The 18,419-nt window shown below is 66.0% G+C and carries 18 protein-coding genes; 1 reads left to right on the top strand and 17 read right to left on the bottom strand.

The features are described 5' to 3' along the window. Positions 1 to 10: 10 nt before the first annotated feature. From trpA to AC30PD_RS16770, 17 genes are all read right to left on the bottom strand, one after another. Positions 11 to 808, bottom strand: a complete 798-nt coding sequence (trpA, locus tag AC30PD_RS16850) for a tryptophan synthase subunit alpha (RefSeq protein ID WP_489536823.1) — start codon at positions 806 to 808, stop codon at positions 11 to 13. After that, positions 805 to 2,070 carry a tryptophan synthase subunit beta gene (trpB, locus tag AC30PD_RS16845; RefSeq protein ID WP_489536822.1) on the bottom strand — a complete coding sequence of 422 codons (1,266 nt, stop codon included), beginning with the start codon at positions 2,068 to 2,070 and terminating at the stop codon, positions 805 to 807. The genes trpA and trpB overlap by 4 nt, the downstream gene beginning before the upstream one ends. A 16-nt stretch (positions 2,071 to 2,086) precedes the next feature. Beyond that, positions 2,087 to 2,734: a phosphoribosylanthranilate isomerase gene (locus tag AC30PD_RS16840; protein ID WP_489536821.1), complete on the bottom strand. Its 648-nt coding sequence runs from the start codon at positions 2,732 to 2,734 to the stop codon at positions 2,087 to 2,089. Positions 2,735 to 2,749: 15 nt separating this feature from the next. Next, positions 2,750 to 3,532 carry a tRNA pseudouridine(38-40) synthase TruA gene (gene truA / locus AC30PD_RS16835; protein ID WP_489536864.1) on the bottom strand — a complete coding sequence of 261 codons (783 nt, stop codon included), beginning with the start codon at positions 3,530 to 3,532 and terminating at the stop codon, positions 2,750 to 2,752. Between the two features lie 49 nt (positions 3,533 to 3,581). Further along, positions 3,582 to 6,263, bottom strand: a complete 2,682-nt coding sequence (locus AC30PD_RS16830) for a motility hub landmark protein FimV (RefSeq protein ID WP_489536820.1) — start codon at positions 6,261 to 6,263, stop codon at positions 3,582 to 3,584. A gap of 231 nt (positions 6,264 to 6,494) precedes the next feature. Beyond that, positions 6,495 to 7,649 carry an aspartate-semialdehyde dehydrogenase gene (gene asd, locus AC30PD_RS16825; RefSeq protein ID WP_489536819.1) on the bottom strand — a complete coding sequence of 385 codons (1,155 nt, stop codon included), beginning with the start codon at positions 7,647 to 7,649 and terminating at the stop codon, positions 6,495 to 6,497. Positions 7,650 to 7,733: 84 nt separating this feature from the next. After that, complete coding sequence (leuB, locus tag AC30PD_RS16820) at positions 7,734 to 8,834, bottom strand: 3-isopropylmalate dehydrogenase (protein ID WP_489536818.1); 1,101 nt, start codon at positions 8,832 to 8,834, stop codon at positions 7,734 to 7,736. Continuing rightward, positions 8,831 to 9,142, bottom strand: a complete 312-nt coding sequence (locus AC30PD_RS16815; protein ID WP_489536817.1) for a hypothetical protein — start codon at positions 9,140 to 9,142, stop codon at positions 8,831 to 8,833. Before AC30PD_RS16815 ends, leuB begins: the two co-directional genes overlap by 4 nt. A gap of 3 nt (positions 9,143 to 9,145) precedes the next feature. Next, positions 9,146 to 9,790 carry a 3-isopropylmalate dehydratase small subunit gene (leuD, locus tag AC30PD_RS16810; protein WP_489536816.1) on the bottom strand — a complete coding sequence of 215 codons (645 nt, stop codon included), beginning with the start codon at positions 9,788 to 9,790 and terminating at the stop codon, positions 9,146 to 9,148. Between the two features lie 19 nt (positions 9,791 to 9,809). Then, positions 9,810 to 11,222 (bottom strand): 3-isopropylmalate dehydratase large subunit, encoded by a 1,413-nt coding sequence (gene leuC / locus AC30PD_RS16805; protein WP_489536815.1) that lies wholly within the window; start codon positions 11,220 to 11,222, stop codon positions 9,810 to 9,812. Between the two features lie 98 nt (positions 11,223 to 11,320). Next, on the bottom strand, positions 11,321 to 12,634 hold the full coding sequence (gltA, locus tag AC30PD_RS16800; RefSeq protein ID WP_489536814.1) for a citrate synthase: 1,314 nt from the start codon (positions 12,632 to 12,634) through the stop codon (positions 11,321 to 11,323). A 46-nt stretch (positions 12,635 to 12,680) separates the two neighbouring features. Beyond that, on the bottom strand, positions 12,681 to 12,947 hold the full coding sequence (locus tag AC30PD_RS16795) for an FAD assembly factor SdhE (protein WP_489536813.1): 267 nt from the start codon (positions 12,945 to 12,947) through the stop codon (positions 12,681 to 12,683). Between the two features lie 34 nt (positions 12,948 to 12,981). After that, on the bottom strand, positions 12,982 to 13,686 hold the full coding sequence (locus AC30PD_RS16790) for a succinate dehydrogenase iron-sulfur subunit (protein WP_489536812.1): 705 nt from the start codon (positions 13,684 to 13,686) through the stop codon (positions 12,982 to 12,984). A 17-nt stretch (positions 13,687 to 13,703) separates the two neighbouring features. Next, the gene (gene sdhA / locus AC30PD_RS16785) at positions 13,704 to 15,524 is read right to left on the bottom strand and encodes a succinate dehydrogenase flavoprotein subunit (protein ID WP_489536811.1); all 1,821 of its coding nucleotides are present in this window, start codon (positions 15,522 to 15,524) and stop codon (positions 13,704 to 13,706) included. A 2-nt stretch (positions 15,525 to 15,526) separates the two neighbouring features. Continuing rightward, positions 15,527 to 15,889 carry a succinate dehydrogenase, hydrophobic membrane anchor protein gene (gene sdhD / locus AC30PD_RS16780; RefSeq protein ID WP_489536810.1) on the bottom strand — a complete coding sequence of 121 codons (363 nt, stop codon included), beginning with the start codon at positions 15,887 to 15,889 and terminating at the stop codon, positions 15,527 to 15,529. Between the two features lie 13 nt (positions 15,890 to 15,902). Then, the gene (gene sdhC / locus AC30PD_RS16775; protein WP_489536809.1) at positions 15,903 to 16,322 is read right to left on the bottom strand and encodes a succinate dehydrogenase, cytochrome b556 subunit; all 420 of its coding nucleotides are present in this window, start codon (positions 16,320 to 16,322) and stop codon (positions 15,903 to 15,905) included. Positions 16,323 to 16,454: 132 nt separating this feature from the next. Continuing rightward, entirely contained in the window at positions 16,455 to 17,231 is a 777-nt protein-coding gene (locus tag AC30PD_RS16770; RefSeq protein WP_489536808.1) for a GntR family transcriptional regulator, read from the bottom strand. Positions 17,232 to 17,426: 195 nt separating this feature from the next. Between AC30PD_RS16770 and AC30PD_RS16765 the strand changes: the two genes are divergently transcribed. After that, entirely contained in the window at positions 17,427 to 18,413 is a 987-nt protein-coding gene (locus AC30PD_RS16765) for a malate dehydrogenase (protein WP_489536807.1), read from the top strand. The last annotated feature ends 6 nt before the right edge of the window (positions 18,414 to 18,419 follow it).

Genomic DNA, 18,419 nt, shown 5'->3' with positions numbered 1-18,419 from the left:
GTGGATCCTTTCAGGAATCGAGTGCCTTGCGGATCCCGGCGATGAACTCGCCGGCCGCAGCGGCCACATTGTCGCGCGTGCGCGTTTCCAGCAATTGCACGAGCGCCGTGCCGATGACGACGGCATCGGAAACCGCCGCCACGGCCTGCGCCGTCTTCGCGTCACGGATGCCGAAGCCCACGCCGACCGGCAGCTTCACGAAGTTCTTGATGCGCGGGATCATCGAGGCCACGGCGGCCGTGTCGAGGTGGCCGGCGCCGGTCACGCCCTTCAGCGACACGTAGTAGACGTAGCCACTCGCGATGCGGCCCACCTGCTGCATGCGCGCTTCGGTCGAGGTGGGCGCGAGCAGGAAGATCGGGTCGATGCCGTTGCGCTTGAGCGTGGCGGCGAAGGCTTCGCACTCTTCGGGTGGGTAGTCGACGACGAGCACACCGTCGACGCCGGCGGCCTTGGCATCGGCCACGAAACGATCGATGCCGTAACGCTCGACCGGGTTCGCGTAGCCCATCAAAACGACCGGTGTGTGATCGTTCTTCAGGCGAAAGCCGCGCACGAAGTCGAGCACCTGCGGCATGCCGATGCCACGGGCCAGCGCGCGTTCGCCGGCCTTCTGGATCACCGGGCCGTCGGCCATCGGGTCGGAAAACGGCACGCCGAGTTCGATCACATCGGCGCCGGCCTCGGCCATGGCCAGCATGATGTCGACGGTGGCATCGGCGAACGGGTCACCCGAGGTGATGTAGGGGATCAGCGCCTTGCGGCCGCTGGCCTGAAGCGCGTTGAAGGTGGCGGCGATGCGGCTCATTTCGGGCCTTTCATGATCGCAGCCGAGCCCTTGGCGCTCTGGCCCTGGCACGACGGCCGGCAGAAGAAGTCGGCACCCGACAGGTCGGCGATGGTGCCGATGTCCTTGTCGCCGCGACCCGACAGGTTCACGAGCAGGTGCTGATCGCTGCGCATCGTCGGCGCCATCTTCATCGCGTGGGCGACGGCATGCGCCGATTCGAGGGCTGGGATGATTCCTTCGGTGCGGCACAGGCGGTGGAACGCAACGAGCGCTTCGTCATCGGTGATGCCGACATACTCGGCGCGGCCGATGTCTTTCAGGTACGCATGCTCGGGGCCGACGCCGGGGTAGTCGAGGCCTGCCGAGATCGAATGGGTTTCGGTGATCTGCCCGTTCGTGTCCTGCAGCAGGTAGGTGCGGTTGCCGTGCAATACGCCAGGCGAGCCTTTGGTGAGCGAAGCCGCGTGCTTGTCGGTATCCAGCCCCTGCCCTGCAGCTTCAACCCCGATCAACCGAGTGGCCGCGTGGTCGATGTACGGGTAGAAGATGCCCATGGCGTTGCTGCCGCCGCCCACGCAGGCGATAACAGCGTCGGGCTGCCGGCCGGTCATCTGCGGCATCTGCACCAGGCACTCGTCGCCGATCACCCGCTGGAAGTCACGCACCATCGTCGGGTAGGGGTGCGGGCCGGCCACGGTGCCGATGATGTAGAAGGTGTTCTCGACGTTCGTGACCCAGTCGCGCAGCGCTTCGTTGAGCGCGTCTTTCAGCGTCTTCGAGCCGCTCTCGACCGGCACCACGGTCGCGCCCAGCAGGTTCATGCGGTAGACGTTGGGCGACTGGCGCTTCACGTCTTCGCTGCCCATGTACACCACGCACTCCAGGCCGTAGCGCGCGCAGATCGTGGCGGTGGCCACGCCGTGCTGGCCGGCACCGGTTTCGGCGATCACACGCGGTTTGCCCATGCGGCGCGCGAGCATGGCCTGGCCGATGGTGTTGTTGACCTTGTGCGCGCCGGTGTGGTTGAGGTCTTCGCGCTTCAGGAAAATTTGCGCCCCGCCGAGCTCGCGGCTCAGGCGTGCGGCGTGGTAGATCGGGCTCGGGCGGCCGACGAAATGCGCCAGCTCCGACTTGAATTCCCGGGTGAATTCCGGATCGTTCTGCACCTCGGCATAACAGCGCTTGAGTTCATCGAGCGCATGCACGAGCGTCTCGGCAACGAAGCTGCCGCCATAGGGGCCGAAATGGCCCCGTTCATCGGGTTGTTGGTAGTTCGACATGGTGGGTGAATCCTGATCAGGCAACCGATGCAGCGATGCGGGCATCGGCCTCGCGCACTGCATCGCAGAACCGGCGGATCGACTCGGCATCCTTGATGCCTTTGGCCGACTCCACGCCGGAGCTCACGTCAACGGCCCAGGGCCGGACGAGCTGGATGCCAGGGATCACATTTCCTGCATGCAACCCACCAGACAAAACGACTGGAAGGGGCACGTCGTGCGGAATGACGGACCAATCGAAAACCTTTCCACCGCCACCGTAGCCGTCGACATGGGCGTCGAGCAAAAGCGCTTGGGCGTCTGAAAAACGAGAGGCGAAGTCTAACAAATCGAAGCCCGGCGCCATGCGCGCGGCGCGCAGGTAAGGCCGGCCCGGGCGGCGACAGTCTTCCACCGTTTCGTCGCCATGAAACTGCGGCAGAAGTTGCGGGATCGCCTGCACCGCGGCCTCGAGGGTGGCGGCGCCCGCGTTGACGAAGAGTCCCACGGGCGTCACGAACACCGGCAGGCGCCGCGCGAGCTCTTTCGCCCTCAGCAAGCTGACGTGGCGCGGGCTCTTTTCGTAGAACACGAAGCCGATCGCATCTGCACCGGCTTCAACGGCGGCGTCGACATCGGCCTCGCGCGTCAGGCCGCAGATCTTGATCCGGGTGCGCTGGTTCATCGGCGCGGCCGCCGCTCAGGGCAGCCAGTCGAGTGCAACGGGTCGGTTCGGAATCGCATGCATCGGATCGTAGTACGGCCCGATGAAGTACAGGCCATCGGCTGAAAAAGTGGCCGCAGCGAGCCGCCGGTCTTTCGATTCGAGCACCTCGCGCAACCAGGCTTCGTTCTTCGCGCCCGAGCCCACCGCCAGCAGGCAGCCCATGAGGTTGCGCACCATGTGGTGCAGAAAAGCGTTGGCGTCGAACTCGAAGCGCCAGTAAGCACCGCGCCGGGTGATGGTGATGTCGCGGATCGTCTTGACCGGCGACGCCGCCTGGCACTCTGCCGAACGAAAGGCGCTGAAGTCGTGCTCACCCAGCAGCAGCCGTGCGGCTGACCCCATTGCCGAGGCTTCGAGCGCGCGCAGGCTCCAGCCCACCGAACCGGCTTCCACAGCCGGTCGAACCGGCGATTCCAGCAGCACGTAGACATAGCGCCGACCTTGCGCGCTGAAGCGCGCATGAAACTCGTCGGGCATGGGCTGGGCCCACTGCACGGCGATGTCGGGCGGCAGGTAGCGGTTGGTTCCGCGCACCCACGAGAAGGGCTCGCGTTCGATCGGGGTGTCGAGGTGCACGACCTGGTTGAGGGCGTGCACGCCGGTGTCGGTGCGGCCGGCGCACATCACCCGCAGCGGCTGGTCGGCGAAGCGCGACAGCGCGCCTTCGAGCTTGTCTTGAACGGTGTTGCCACCGGGCTGGCTCTGCCATCCCTGGTAGGCCTGCCCGCGGTAGCTGACGCCCAGCGCGACTCTCATCTTCAAGCGCTGCCGCAAATCGACAGCGTGTCGCGCCGGGGCCGGGGAATCACCCCAGGTCGGCCAGCATGCTCTGCGCCTTCGACTTCACGGCGCCTGTCGCCTTGGCCACGACTTCGTTCAGCAGGTCGCGCGCGCCGTCCTTGTCGCCGATCTGGCGGAATTCTTCGGCGAGCTCGATCTTGCGGGCCAGCGGATCGTCGTTTCCATCGTCATCGAGCGACGGCAGATCGCTGTCGTCGAACTTGGCGTTGGCATTCGACTTGGCCAGGCGCGGCACGGTCTTCTCGTCGTCGGTGGCCGGCAGATCGAGGTCGAGCGAGATTCCCGAGAGGTCGAAGGGCTCGGGTTCCGGCAACTTGACGCTCGGCGGCTCGCTGCGCAGCGGCGTCGGGCTCGAGGTCGGGAAGTCGAGCGACATCGAATCATCTTCTGCGGCCCGCGCAGCGGGTGGCGCGAAAGCCTGCGTCGCTTCGAGCGGAGACGGCGCCGTGGTGGCCACCGGCTCGCCCAGATCGAGGTCGAGATCGCCGCCGCCATCGAGCGTCGGCAAGCCGCTCACCGCCGCACCGTATTGCGACGGCGACGGCAGCACCGATTGCGGCATCGTGCTCGCGCCGAGCGGCTCGATGATCTCGCCACCATGGCCGGTCACAACGGCCGGCGTACCGCCCGGGCGGAACAGCGGGTTGTCGGGGTCGATCTCGGCGCCGAGTTCCTGAGCCTTGGCCCAGTCTTCGCCGGTGCCGCGGGTCAGCGCGAACAATTGCGTGGCCAGAAGCTCGAAGCCCTTGGTGTCGCGGCGCTTGGCATACACCTCGAGCAGCTTGGTGCGGATCGCCATGCGTTCCGGGCTGCTGCGCATCGCTTCCTTGAGGATTTCTTCGGCCTGCAGGTCGCGGCCGTAGGCGAGGTACACGTCGGCCTCGGCCACCGGGTCGACATCGCCGATCGCGTCGAGCTGGCTCAGCGAGTAGCTCATCGATGACGAAGCGCCGGCTGCGTCACGCGTGTCGATGCGCTGGCCACCGCTGGCGCCGAAGAAGGAATCGGGCTGCAGGCGGCTCTCGAGGAACGAGGTCTCGCCACTGTCTTTCTTGCCACGCTTGCGGTAGGCATAGAAGCCCAGGCCGCCCAGCAACAAGGCCAGCGCACCGCCGCCGAGTGCCAAGGGGTTTTCGAGCAGCGTGTCGACAAAACTGGGCTCGGCCACGACAGGCGCAGGTGCGGGCATGGTCGGGCGTGACGCCGCGGCCGGAGGCGGGCTGACAGCGGCACTCGCGGCAGAGGCGGGCGCGGCGGCAACGACCACCGGGGCAGACGCAGGAGCCGGCGCTGCCGGCGCAGGCGCCGACGCGATCACAGCGGCGGTGGGCGCAGAGGCCACCAGTGGCGGCAACAAGGCCGGGACGGCCGGCACCGAGGCCGGCGGCGCCACCGCGACCGGCGGAACGGGGGCCGAAGCAGGCGCAGCGGCTGGCGGCTTGGCGGGCGCGGGCGCCGGAGCCGGCGGCGGCGCCGCTGCGACCACGGCAGGGGTCGGGACGGCGGCAGGCTTGGCGGCAGCGCTGGACGCAGCGGCGCCAGACAGCTTTTTCAGTTCGTCGACATTCTTCGACAACTCGGCGACTCGCGCGTCGGCGGCCTTCTTCTCGCGGTCCTTCGAAATTTGGGCTTCGGCGCTGGCAGCAGCACCTGCCGGCGCTGCGCCTTTGCTCAGGGTGAGCTTGTCGGGTGCCGGGGCCGCGCTGCGCTTGCCGTCTTCGACCGAAGCCTGCACCTTGCCACTGGCCTGGCGCGCACTGCCTTCGGTCTTGGCCGCAGGAACGGCGCCTGCAAGGCGCTGGCGATAGGCGCCGAAGTCAGCGCTCTGCGCCTGGATGACCTGGCGCGCTTCCGAGGGCGTCGTGCCCTTCGCGCTTTCGGCACTCGGCACCGACAGCACCACGCCCGACTTCAGCCGGTTCATGTTGTTGTCGACGAAGGCCTGCGGGTTGCTGCGGTACAGCGACACCAGCATCTGGTCGAGCGACACGCCGGCACGCTGGGTGCGCGACGCGATCTTCGAGAGCGAGTCACCCGCCCTCACGCGGTACTCGTCGGCACCCTCGGGGCCGGCGGGCGCCGCAGCGGCCGGTGCGGCTGCCGCTCGCGGTGCACGCGGTTCACGTGGCGCTGCGGGCTCGGGCTCTGCACGGGCAGGCACTGCCCTGCGTTCCGGGGTGCTGGATACAGCCGGTGCGGGCGCAGGCGCTGCCGCCGACATCGTCGGCGCCACGGCGGGCGCCGGAGCGGCGGGCGCGCGCGCGGTGGCCGTTGGGGGATCGAGCAGCAGCGTGTACTCGCGCACCAGACGCCCGGTGGCCCAGGTGATCTCGAGGATCACGTCGACGAAGGGCTCCTGAACGCCCCGATCACTGGTGATGCGCAGGTAAGGCCGCCCATCTGCGCGGCGCTGCAGCGCGACTTCGGTCCCCGGCAGCACCGGGTTGTAGTCGACGCCTGCGGCCCGGTAGGACTCGGGCGGCGCGACGCGAATGCGCAGGTTCGACGCTTCTTCGGGTGACAGGCTCGTGATGTCGATCTCGGCCCGCAGCGACTCGCCCAAGGCCGATTGAACTTGCAGCTTGCCCAGGCCCAGGGCCCAGGCGGCAGGCGCCACGATGCAAAGTGCGGCCGCTGCCACCCCGGTCAGGGCGAAACGCCCCGAGAACGTCGATTTTCTTTTCAAGGCGTCTCCCAATTGGACGAAGCGGGCAGCCATACAGGCCCGGCAATCACGTAACAGTCAATGACGTGAATCGAGTAAATTTTCGGTGAATTACCAGAAATCACAATAGCATCAATGAGATACGCTGACAAGCTCATCCAATGGCTGACATTGCGCCGGGTGCACGAACCGCGAGTTTTGCACACACGCATGTTGCGATGCGGCAACGGCTCGAAACACCTGCCGCAAAGTTCACGCCTCGATCACGATGCGCAGGATCCTGCGCAGGGGTTCGGCCGCACCCCAGAGCAACTGGTCACCGATCGTGAACGCCCCCAGATACTCCGGGCCCATCGCCATCTTGCGCAGACGCCCGACCGGGATCGACATGGTTCCGGTCACCGCCACCGGCGTCAGCTCGCGCATGCTGGCCTCGCGGGTGTTGGGCACCACCTTCACCCACGCGTTGTCGTTCGCGATCAGCGCTTCGATGTCTGACATCGGCACGTTCTTCTTCAGCTTGAACATCAAGGCCTGGCTGTGGCAGCGCATCGCGCCGACGCGCACGCAGAACCCGTCGACCGGTACGGCCGGCGCGCCGAAGCCCGCGCCTTGGCCGAGGATCTTGTTCGTCTCGGCGCCGCCCTTCCACTCTTCCTTGCTCATGCCCCAGCCCGTCTCGTCGGGCTGCTTCCCGATGCCGAGGTCCTTGTCGATCCACGGGATCAGGCTGCCGCCGAGCGGCACACCGAAGTTCGCGATCTCGTCGCCAGCAAGGCCACGCTGCCTGGCGGCGAGCAGGCGGTCGATCTCGAGAATCGCGCTCTTCGGGTCGTCGAGCAGCGGCCGAACTTCGGCGTTGAGCGTGCCGAACTGGGTGAGCAGCTCGCGCATGTGCGCGGCACCGCCGCCCGAAGCGGCCTGGTAGGTCATGGTGCTCATCCACTCGACGAGCCCGGCCTTGTACAGCGCGCCCACGCCCATCAGCATGCAGCTCACGGTGCAGTTGCCGCCGATCCAGTTGCGGCCCCCGGCGGCCAGCGCGTTCTTGATGACCGGCATGTTGACCGGGTCGAGCACGATGACCGCGTCGTCGTTCATGCGCAGCGTGGAGGCGGCGTCGATCCAGTGGCCCTTCCAGCCGGCGGCGCGAAGGCGCGGGAACACGTCGCTCGTGTAGTCACCGCCTTGCGCGGTGATGATGATCTCGCAGCGCTTGAGCGCCTCGACGTCGTAAGCGTCGAAGAGCTTGGTCTCGTTCTTCGCCATGGCCGGCGCGCTGCCGCCGGCATTGCTGGTGCTGAAGAACACCGGCTCGATGTGGTCGAAGTCACCTTCGGCCTGCATGCGGTCCATCAGCACGGAACCGACCATGCCGCGCCATCCAACCAAACCTGTGAGTCTCATCGTTCGCCCTTTCAGAAAGTTGTTGAAACCTCTTGCTGCCCCGGCTCGTTCGCCAGGTGCAGGGGCGAGACGAACCGGAGCTTGCTAGCCCTTGATCGTCTTCTTAGTGATGTTGCCGGCCAGTGCGGCGACGACAGCGTCGCCCATCTCGCGGGTGCCGACCTTCTTCGTACCCTCGGACCAGATGTCCGGCGTGCGCAGACCCGAGGCGAGCACCTGCTGCACCGCCGATTCGATGCGATCGGCGGCGGCGGGCTGGCTGAGGGAGTATCGAAGCATCATGGCGGCAGACAAGATTGTAGCCAACGGGTTGGCCAGGCCCTTGCCGGCGATGTCAGGCGCGCTGCCGTGGCTGGGTTCGTACAGGCCCTTGCCGGCGGCGTTGAGCGAGGCCGAGGGCAGCATGCCGATCGAACCGGTGAGCATGGCGGCCTCGTCGGACAGGATGTCGCCGAACATGTTGCCGGTGACGATCACGTCGAACTTCTTCGGCGCGCGCACCAGTTGCATCGCCGCGTTGTCGACGTACATGTGGTCGAGCGCCACATCGGGGTATTGCGCGTGCACTTCGGTGACGATGTCTTTCCAGAACTGGAAGGTCTCGAGCACATTGGCCTTGTCCACGCTCGTGAGCCGCTTGCTGCGCTTGCGCGCGGCCTGGAAAGCGACGTGTGCGATGCGCTCGATCTCGGGGCGCGAATAGCGCATCGTGTCGAAGGCCTCTTCGGCACCGGCGAACGCGCCGTCGGGCGATTCGCGCCGGCCGCGCGGCTGGCCGAAATAGATGTCACCGGTGAGCTCGCGGATGATCAGGATGTCGAGGCCCGCCACCAGTTCGGGCTTGAGGCTCGACGCGTGGGTGAGCTGCTCGTAGCAGATCGCCGGCCGGAAGTTGGCAAACAACCCCAGGCTCTTGCGCAAGCCCAGGATCGCCTGCTCGGGCCGCAGCGCACGCTCCAGCGTGTCGTACTTCCAGTCGCCCACGGCGCCGAAGAGCACAGCGTCTGCGGCTTGCGCCAGGCGCAGCGTCGACTCGGGCAGCGGGTGACCATGCGCTTCGTACGCAGCACCGCCCACGAGCGCCTGTTCGGTCTCGAACTGCAGGTCGAGCGAGCCCAGCACGCGCTCGGCCTGCGCCACGATTTCGGTGCCGATGCCGTCACCCGGCAGGATCGCGATCTTCACGAATCAATTCCTTGTTGTTGTTTGGACAGGCGCTCCACGAGCACCTTTTCGCAGAGCTTGAAGACGACGTAACACGCCGCCGCAAAGTAGCCCGACACGACGATCTCGAACAGTTGCCTGAAGCCGCCGTCACGCAGCGCATCGATGCCGTACGACGACAGAAACTCGAGGTTCGCGCTCAGCATGTGCAGCAGGTTCAGCGTCACCAGGCCGCCGAGCACGAAGCTCACGCCGAGCAGCACGAATGCGGCCCACCAGCGCCGGGCAAGGAACAGGTAAAGCCGGCTGTAAGGCGCTTCGTCGGCCATCGCTCAGATGCGGTGCGCCAGCCAGGGCTTGCTGAGCAGGCGCTCGGCCTCGAAGGCCCGAATCTTGTCGGCATGGCGCAGCGTGAGGCCGATGTCGTCGAAACCGCCCAGCAGGCAGTACTTGCGAAACGGCTGCACATCGAAGGCGAGTGTCGTGCCATCGGGTTTGATCACGACCTGGCGTTCGAGGTCGATCGTCAGCGAGTAGCCCACGAAGGCCGCGACCTCATCGAACAGCTTCGCCACTTCGTATTCGGGCAGCACAATCGGCAGCAGGCCGTTCTTGAAGCAGTTGTTGTAGAAGATGTCGGCGTAGCTCGGCGCGATCAGGGCACGAAATCCGAACTGGTCGAGCGCCCAGGGTGCGTGCTCGCGCGATGAGCCGCAGCCGAAGTTCTTGCGTGCCAGCAGCACCGAGGCGCCCTTGTAGCGCTGCTGGTTCAGCACGAAGTCGGGGTTCGGCCGGCGCGAGGCCGGGTCTTGGCCAGGCTCGCCGAGATCGAGGTAGCGCCACTCGTCGAACAGGTTGGGGCCGAAGCCCGACTTCTTGATCGACTTCAGGAACTGCTTCGGAATGATCGCGTCGGTGTCGACGTTTTCGCGGTCCATCGGAGCGACCAGGCCGGCGTGAATGCGAAACGGTGTCATGGTGTGCTCGGTGGTAGCGTCAGACGAGGCGGCGCACGTCGACGAAGTGGCCTTCGATGGCGGCGGCCGCGGCCATCGCCGGGCTGACGAGGTGGGTGCGCCCACCGGCGCCCTGGCGGCCTTCGAAATTGCGGTTGCTGGTGGAAGCGCAGCGTTCACCCGGTTCCAGACGATCGGCGTTCATGGCCAGACACATCGAACAGCCTGGCTCGCGCCACTCGAAACCCGCCGCCTTGAAGATCTTGTCGAGCCCTTCGCGTTCGGCCTGTTCCTTCACGAGGCCCGAGCCGGGAACGATCATCGCGAGCTTCACGTTCGAAGCGACCTTGCGCCCGATGCGGCGAACCACGGCGGCCGCTTCGCGCAGGTCTTCGATGCGCGAGTTGGTGCAGGAACCGATGAACACCTTGTCGATCAGGATGTCGGCGATCGGCTTGTTGGGCTCGAGCGCCATGTACGACAGGGCTCGCTCGATGGCACCACGCTTGTTCGCGTCTTTCTCGCGGTCGGGGTCGGGCACGCGGTCTTCGATCGACAGCACCATCTCGGGCGAGGTGCCCCAGGTGACCTGCGGGCGGATCTGCGCCGCGTCGAGCTCGACCACGAGATCGAAGTGCGCGCCGGCGTCGGAATGCAGCGTGCTCCAGTAGCGGACCGCCTGGTCCCATTCGAGCCCGGGCGCCGGCGAGAACGGCCGGCCCTTCACGTAGGCGATCGTCGTGTCGTCCACCGCCACCAGACCGGCACGTGCACCGGCTTCGATGGCCATGTTGCAGACCGTCATGCGCCCTTCCATGCTGAGGGCACGAACGGCGGAGCCTGCGAATTCGATGGTGTAGCCGGTGCCGCCGGCGGTGCCGATCTTGCCGATGATGGCCAGAACCATGTCTTTGGCACTGCAGCCCGCGCTCAGCTTGCCTTCGACGCGCACCAGCAGGTTCTTCGCCTTCTTCGCCAGGAGCGTCTGCGTGGCGAGCACGTGCTCGACCTCACTCGTGCCGATGCCGTGCGCCAGCGCGCCGAACGCGCCATGGGTCGAGGTGTGCGAGTCACCGCACACGACGGTCATGCCCGGCAGCGTGGCGCCCTGCTCCGGCCCGATCACGTGCACGATGCCCTGGCGCCGGTCGTTCATCTTGAACTGCGTGATGCCGAGCCGGTCGCAGTTGGCGTCGAGCGTGTCGACCTGCAGGCGCGAGACCGGGTCGGCGATGCCATGCGAACGGTCGGTGGTCGGCACGTTGTGGTCGCTCACCGCCAGGTTGGCCGACAAGCGCCAGACCTTGCGGTCCGCGAGCGTGAGCCCGTCGAAAGCCTGCGGGCTCGTCACTTCATGGACCAGATGCCGGTCGATGTAGAGCACGGCCGTGCCGTCGTCTTCGGTGTGGACGACGTGCTCGTCCCAGATCTTGTCGTACAGCGTGCGTGGCATGGTCACTGCAGCGCCCGAGGGCACCAGTCAAAACAGCGATTTTAGGCGCAAGCCGCACCCTTCACAGGGGCGGCTTGGCGCAGCGCCTGCCCTGCAGCTCAGGCGCGCTTGGCGAGCGGCGTGACGCTGCGCGCGGTCGAGCCGTTGAACAGCTGGCGCGGGCGGCCGATCTTGTACTCGGGGTCACCGATCATTTCGTTCAGTTGCGCGATCCAGCCGACCGTGCGCGCCAGAGCGAACACGGCGGTGAACAGCGGCACCGGGATGCCGATCGCGCGCTGCACGATGCCCGAATAGAAGTCGACGTTCGGGTAGAGCTTGCGCGACACGAAGTAGTCGTCTTCGAGCGCGATCTTCTCGAGCGCCATCGCCAGCTTGAAGATCGGGTCGTTGTGCAGGCCGAGCGCGTCCAGCACTTCGTGGCAGGTCTCGCGCATCAGCTTGGCGCGCGGGTCGTAGTTCTTGTACACGCGGTGGCCGAAGCCCATCAGCTTGACGTTGGAGTTCTTGTCTTTCACCTGCTTGATGAACTCGCCGATCTTCTCGACGCCGCCGGCCCGCTGCACGTCGGACAACATGTTCAGCGCCGCTTCGTTGGCGCCGCCGTGCGCGGGGCCCCACAGGCAGGCCACGCCCGCCGCGATGGCAGCGAACGGGTTGGTGCCCGACGACCCGCACAGGCGCACGGTCGAGGTCGACGCGTTCTGCTCGTGGTCGGCATGCAGGATGAAGATGCGGTCCATCGCGCGCACCAGCACGTCGTTGGGCACGTATTCTTCGCAGGGCGTGGCGAACATCATGCGCATGAAGTTGCCGGCGTACGAGAGATCGTTCTTCGGATAGATGTAGGGCTGGCCGACGGTGTACTTGTAGGCCATGGCCACCAGCGTGGGCATCTTGGCGATCAGGCGGATCGCCGAGATGTCGCGGTGCTCCTGGTTATGGATGTCGGTGCTGTCGTGATAGAAGGCCGAGAGCGCGCCGACGAGGCCGGTCATGATCGCCATCGGGTGCGCGTCGCGCCGGAACCCGCGCAGGAAGAACTGCATCTGCTCGTTGACCATGGTGTGGTTGGTCACGAGCTTGGTGAAGTCGGTCTTCTGCGTCGCGTTGGGCAGCTCGCCCTTGAGCAGCAGGTAACAGGTTTCGAGGTAGTCGCAGTTCTCGGCCAGCTGCTCGATCGGGTAGCCGCGGTACAGCAGCTCGCCCTTGTCGCCGTCGATGTAGGTGATGGTGGAGTTGCACGACGCGGTCGAGAGGAAACCCGGGTCGTAGGTGAACTTGCCGGTCTGCGCGTAGAGCTTGCGGATGTCGATCACATCCGGGCCGATCGTGCCCTTGTAAAGCGGCATCTCCATGGACGGGCTGCCGTCGGAAAAGGACAGGGTGGCTTTCACGTCGGACGGGGTCATGGGCTTTCCTTGAAGTTCCTGGTTTTAACGGGCCGCTGGCGCCCCGTCACGGGGGCGTCCGCATCATTTGCAACACCTGCGCCACATCGTCGCGCAGCAACTCGCCTTCAGGCTCCTTGCGGGCCAGCAGAAGGTCGAGCAAGTCGTTGTCCGAGAGATCCATCAGCACTTGCAAACCTTGGGCCTGATCATGTGTCAGCGTGCTGGCATGCCGGTTGAAGAAGCGCTCGACGAACAGGTCGTTCTCGAGCAGCCCTCGCCGGCAACGCCACCGCAGCTTGCTCAGCGCCCGCTCGTCGATCGCAGTGTGCATGGCGTGGATGACTTTTCACTGACGCGGCTGCAGGTCAGACGGCGCGGCGCACCATCAGTTCCTTGATCTTGCCGATCGCCTTGGTCGGGTTCAGGCCCTTCGGGCAGACGTCGACGCAGTTCATGATGGTGTGGCAGCGGAACAGGCGGTACGGGTCTTCGAGGTTGTCGAGCCGGTCGCCGGTCGCCTGGTCGCGGCTGTCGGCGATGAAGCGGTAGGCTTGCAGCAGGCCGGCGGGGCCGACGAACTTGTCGGGGTTCCACCAGAAGCTCGGGCAGCTCGTGGAACAGCTTGCGCACAGGATGCACTCGTACAGGCCGTTGAGCTCGTCGCGCTCTTCGGGCGACTGCAGGCGCTCTTTCTCGGGGGGTGCCTCGTCGTTCACGAGATACGGCTTGATCGAGTTGTACTGCTTGAAGAACTGCGTCATGTCGACGATCAGGTCGCGGATCACCGGCAGGCCGGGCAACGGCTTGAGCACCACCACGCCGGGCAGCGTGCGCATGTTGGTCAGGCAGGCCAGACCGTTCTTGCCGTTGATGTTCATCGCGTCGGAGCCGCACACGCCTTCACGGCACGAGCGCCGGAAGCTCAAGGTTGGGTCGACGGCCTTCAGCTTGTTCAACGCGTCGAGCAGCATGCGCTCGCTGCCGTCGAGCTCGACCTCGATGGTCTGCATGCGCGGCTTGGTGTCGGTATCGGGGTCGTAGCGGTAGATCTGGAACACGCGCTTCGTCATGACGGCTGCCTCTGGAATTAAAACGTGCGAACCACGGGCGGGATCGAATCGACGGTGAGCGGCTTCAGCTGCACCGGCTTGTAGTCGAGCCGGTTGCCCTCGCTGTACCAGAGCGAGTGCTTCATCCAGACACCGTCGTTGCGGCCGTTCGGAAACTCCGGCGAATCGCCGTAGTCGTTCACGGTGTGCGCGCCGCGGCTCTCGCGCCGGGCGGCGGCCGAGACCATGGTGGCGAGGGCCACTTCGATCAGGTTGTCGACCTCGAGCGCTTCGATGCGTGCGGTGTTGAACACCTTCGACTTGTCGGCCAGGTGGATTCCCTTGACCCGCTCGGCGAGCGCCTTGACGGCGACCACGCCTTCGTCCATCGACGCCTGGGTGCGGAACACGCCGGCGTGCTGCTGCATCGTCTTGCGGATGTCGTTGGCCACGTCCTGGGCGTACTCGCCGCCGGTGGTGGCGTCGTACTTGGCGAGGCGTGCCAGCGTGTAGTCGGCCGCGTCGGCCGGCAGCGGCTTGTGGGTCTTGGTCTTGAGCGCGCTGTCGACGATGTGGTTGCCGGCGGCGCGGCCGAAGACCAGCAGGTCGAGCAGCGAGTTCGTGCCCAGACGGTTGGCGCCGTGCACGCTGACGCACGCACATTCACCGACCGCGTACAAGCCGTTCACGATGGCGTTCGGGTTGCCGTCTTTCGGCGCGACCACCTGGCCGTGGATGTTGGTCGGCACGCCGCCCATCTGGTAGTGGATCGTCGGCACCACCGGAATCGGCTCTTTCGTGATGTCGACGTTGGCGAAGTTGTGCCCGATCTCCAGCACGCTGGGCAGGCGCTTGGCGATGGTCTCGGCGCCGAGGTGCGTCATGTCGAGGACGATGTAGTCCTTGTTCGGGCCGCAGCCCCGCCCTTCCTTGATTTCCTGGTCCATGCAGCGCGAGACGAAGTCGCGCGGCGCCAGGTCTTTCAGCGTGGGCGCGTAACGTTCCATGAAGCGCTCGCCGTCACTGTTGCGCAGAATGGCGCCCTCGCCACGGCAGCCTTCGGTCAGCAACACGCCGGCACCGGCCACGCCGGTCGGGTGGAACTGCCAGAACTCCATGTCTTCGAGCGGCAGGCCGGCGCGCGCCGCCATGCCCAGGCCGTCGCCGGTGTTGATGAAGGCGTTGGTGCTGGCAGCGAAGATGCGCCCTGCCCCGCCGGTGGCGAGCAGCACGGTCTTGGCCTCGAGAATGTGCACGTCGCCGGTTTCCATCTCGAGCGCGGTGACGCCGACCACGTCGCCATCGGCGTCGCGGATCAGGTCGAGCGCCATCCACTCGACGAAGAAGTTGGTGCGCGACTTGACGTTCTGCTGGTACAGCGTGTGCAGCATCGCGTGGCCGGTGCGGTCGGCCGCGGCGCAGGCGCGCTGCACCGGCTTTTCGCCGTAGTTCGCGGTGTGGCCGCCGAACGGGCGCTGGTAAATGGTGCCGTCGGGGTTGCGGTCGAAGGGCATGCCGAAGTGCTCGAGCTCGTACACGACCTTGGGCGCCTCGCGGCACATGAACTCGATCGCGTCCTGGTCGCCGAGCCAGTCGGAGCCCTTCACGGTGTCGTAGAAGTGGTAGTGCCAGTTGTCTTCGCTCATGTTGCCGAGCGAAGCGCCGATGCCGCCTTGCGCTGCCACCGTGTGCGAACGCGTCGGGAACACCTTGGACAGCACGGCCACGTTCAGGCCGGCAAGCGACAGTTGCAGCGAAGCGCGCATGCCGGAACCACCGGCACCGACGATCACCACGTCGAACTTGCGGCGCGACACGGAAGCCGTGCCGGCCGACAGGGGAGTAGTACCCGCTTGCATCGTCAAAGTCTCCAAAGCACTTGAATGGCCCAACCCGCACAGGCGACCAGCCACACGATCGTGAACACCTGGGCCGCGAGCCGTGCGCCGACCGGCTTCACGTAGTCCATCCAGATGTCACGCATGCCGACCCACACATGAACCAGCAGCGACACGATCACGACGAAGGTCAGCACCTTCATCCATTGGCGCGAGAACATGCCGGCCCACTTGTCGTAACCCATCTCGCCGGGCAGCAGCACCTGCACGATGACGGCGAGCGTGAACAAGGCCATCAGCGCCGCCGTGACGCGCTGCGAAAGCCAGTCGCGCAGACCGTAGTGCGCCCCGACGACGATGCGCTTGGAACCGAAATTGTTTGCCATGGCTCGTGCCGCCTCAGAAGAAGAGCTTGGCGCCGAGCGCCAGCGTCAACACGACACTCACCACCAACGTGAAGATCGCCGACTTGCGGCCGAACTCGAGCGTGACGGCGTGCGTGGCGTCCATCCACAAATGGCGCACACCTGCGATGAAATGGTGCAGGTAGGCCCAGATCAGGGCGAGCGCGACCAGCTTGAAGAACCAACCCGGCAGAAAACCAGCGCCGCCGGCGAACACGGCCGTGAACTGCGCGTAAGAGATTTCGGAGGTCAGGCTGGTGTCGAACATCCAGATGATGAACGGCATCAGGATGAACATGAGGCCGCCGCTGGCACGGTGCAGGATCGACACCACGCCCGCGAGCGGCAGGCGGTAGCCGAGCGCGTCGAGCAGCCGCATGTTCTCGCCCGGTCTTGGTTTTGCTGTCAGCGCCATGTTCAGCCTTGCCTCTCGACGTAGTTCAGATGGGAGGAAACCTCTCGGTAACCCGTAGAGTTTATTGCAATGCAACAGAGTTCATCGGCCGACCGGTCGGAATAGGCCAAAACGGTGCGCCGCGAAGCGGCTTCAACTGAGTTCATTCCGGTAGTAATGCGCGGCAGTGCTGTACAAACCGCGCCGCAGTTCGACGGGCCGATCGCCGTAGGTCATCGACAGTCGCTCGACGCTGAGCAAAGGCGAACCCGGCGGCAAGCCCAGCAACGCGGCGCTCGCGTCGTCGGCCGCCACCGCGCGGATCTTTTCTTCGGCGCGGATCATGCGCACGCCGAACTCGCTCTCGAACAGGCCGTACATGGGGCCGCGGTAGCTGCTCAGGCGCTCGGCCGTCAGGCCCTTGAAAAGCTGGGCCGGCAGCCAGATGTCGTCGAGCACGACCGGCGCGCCGCGAAACGACAGCAGGCGCCGCACGCGGATGGTCGCGTCACTCGGCTTCAGGTTCAGTGCACGCGCCAGTTCGGCCGGTGCGCGCTGGCGCTGGCAGTCGATGAAGCGGCGGCTCATGCCGCCCTGCTCGGCCGAGTCGGGCATCAGCCGCAGGAAGCGGAACTGGATCTTCTCTTCGGCGTGCGTCGCCACGAAGGTACCCTTGCCTTGGCGGCGCACGAGCAGGTTGTCGGCCGCCATCGCGTCGATCGCCTTGCGCACCGTGCCCTGGCTGACCTTGAAGCGCAGCGCCAGTTCGGTCTCGCTCGGAATCGCCTCGCCGGGCCGCCACTCGCCCTGCTGCAGGCTGCGCGTCATCAGCGTCTTGATCTGCTGGTACAGCGGGCTGAAGGCGGGGCTGTCTGCAGCTTCTTCGGTCAAGAGCGATGCGGTCGCGGAAGACGTGGCGGAAACAGGCATGCCCGGATTGCATCACATGCGCTCGCGAGCGTCCACGGCTCCGCGAAATGATGTCTTATGTAAGACATAAGATCTGTCTGGGCCCGGGAAATCCCGAATCCAGCCTCCCGTCTGGCCTAAACTTCAGCCCTGCCGCGAGCCCGTCGCGCCCCATTTCCACCCTTCCTCCTGCCTACCCTTCTTCGGAGATCTCCCATGAGCAAGAAACCCGTTCGCGTTGCCGTCACCGGTGCCGCAGGCCAGATCGGCTACGCCGTGCTGTTCCGCATCGCCTCGGGCGAAATGCTCGGCAAGGACCAACCCGTCATCCTGAGCCTGCTCGAAGTGCCGATGGAAAAACCGCAAGCCGCGCTCAAGGGCGTGATCATGGAGCTCGAAGACTGCGCTTTCCCGCTGCTGGCGGGCATCGAAGCCCACGGCGACCCGATGACGGCATTCAAGGACGTCGACTACGCCTTGCTGATCGGTTCGCGCCCGCGCGGCCCGGGCATGGAACGCGCCGAGCTGCTGGCCGTCAACGCCGAGATCTTCACGGCGCAAGGCAAGGCGCTGAACGCCGTGGCCAGCCGCAACGTCAAGGTGCTCGTGGTCGGCAACCCGGCCAACACCAACGCCTACATCGCGATGAAGAGCGCGCCCGACTTGCCGCGCAAGAACTTCACCGCGATGCTGCGCCTCGACCACAACCGCGCGCTGAGCCAGATCGCCGCGAAAACCGGCAAGGCCGTGGCCGACATCGAAAAGCTCACCGTCTGGGGCAACCACTCGCCGACCATGTACGCCGACTACCGCTTCGCCACCGTCGGCGGCGCGAGCGTGAAAGACATGATCAACGACCAGGTCTGGAACGCCGACACCTTCCTGCCCACCGTGGGCAAGCGCGGCGCGGCCATCATCGCGGCGCGTGGCGTGTCGTCGGCCGCTTCGGCCGCCAACGCCGCCATCGACCACATGCGCGACTGGGCGCTCGGCACCAACGGCAAGTGGGTCACGATGGGCATCCCGTCCGACGGCCAGTACGGCATCCCGAAAGACGTGATGTTCGGCTTCCCGGTCACCTGCGCCGGTGGCGAATACAAGCTCGTCGAAGGCCTGGCCATCGACGCCTTCAGCCAGGAGCGCATCAACGTGACGCTGGCCGAGCTGCAAGGCGAACAGGACGGCGTGAAGCACCTGCTCTGATCGCGC

Origin of the sequence: Rhizobacter sp. (assembly GCF_032229685.1) — a bacterium.
GTDB lineage: Bacteria > Pseudomonadota > Gammaproteobacteria > Burkholderiales > Burkholderiaceae_C > LMDS01.
The sequence above is the reverse complement of the archived record's forward strand: the minus strand, read 5'-3'. Positions and strand labels throughout refer to the sequence as shown.

Coding starts and splice junctions, on each gene's coding strand:
- trpB (WP_489536822.1), bottom strand. CDS start 2,070: ATGTCGAACTACCAACAACCCGATGAACGGGGCCATTTCGGCCCCTAT.
- sdhC (WP_489536809.1), bottom strand. CDS start 16,322: ATGGCGCTGACAGCAAAACCAAGACCGGGCGAGAACATGCGGCTGCTC.
- sdhD (WP_489536810.1), bottom strand. CDS start 15,889: ATGGCAAACAATTTCGGTTCCAAGCGCATCGTCGTCGGGGCGCACTAC.
- leuD (WP_489536816.1), bottom strand. CDS start 9,790: ATGACACCGTTTCGCATTCACGCCGGCCTGGTCGCTCCGATGGACCGC.
- AC30PD_RS16765 (WP_489536807.1), top strand. CDS start 17,427: ATGAGCAAGAAACCCGTTCGCGTTGCCGTCACCGGTGCCGCAGGCCAG.
- asd (WP_489536819.1), bottom strand. CDS start 7,649: ATGAGACTCACAGGTTTGGTTGGATGGCGCGGCATGGTCGGTTCCGTG.
- AC30PD_RS16840 (WP_489536821.1), bottom strand. CDS start 2,734: ATGAACCAGCGCACCCGGATCAAGATCTGCGGCCTGACGCGCGAGGCC.
- trpA (WP_489536823.1), bottom strand. CDS start 808: ATGAGCCGCATCGCCGCCACCTTCAACGCGCTTCAGGCCAGCGGCCGC.
- truA (WP_489536864.1), bottom strand. CDS start 3,532: ATGAGAGTCGCGCTGGGCGTCAGCTACCGCGGGCAGGCCTACCAGGGA.
- gltA (WP_489536814.1), bottom strand. CDS start 12,634: ATGACCCCGTCCGACGTGAAAGCCACCCTGTCCTTTTCCGACGGCAGC.
- AC30PD_RS16795 (WP_489536813.1), bottom strand. CDS start 12,947: ATGCACACTGCGATCGACGAGCGGGCGCTGAGCAAGCTGCGGTGGCGT.
- AC30PD_RS16770 (WP_489536808.1), bottom strand. CDS start 17,231: ATGCCTGTTTCCGCCACGTCTTCCGCGACCGCATCGCTCTTGACCGAA.
- AC30PD_RS16790 (WP_489536812.1), bottom strand. CDS start 13,686: ATGACGAAGCGCGTGTTCCAGATCTACCGCTACGACCCCGATACCGAC.
- leuC (WP_489536815.1), bottom strand. CDS start 11,222: ATGCCACGCACGCTGTACGACAAGATCTGGGACGAGCACGTCGTCCAC.
- sdhA (WP_489536811.1), bottom strand. CDS start 15,524: ATGCAAGCGGGTACTACTCCCCTGTCGGCCGGCACGGCTTCCGTGTCG.
- AC30PD_RS16815 (WP_489536817.1), bottom strand. CDS start 9,142: ATGGCCGACGAAGCGCCTTACAGCCGGCTTTACCTGTTCCTTGCCCGG.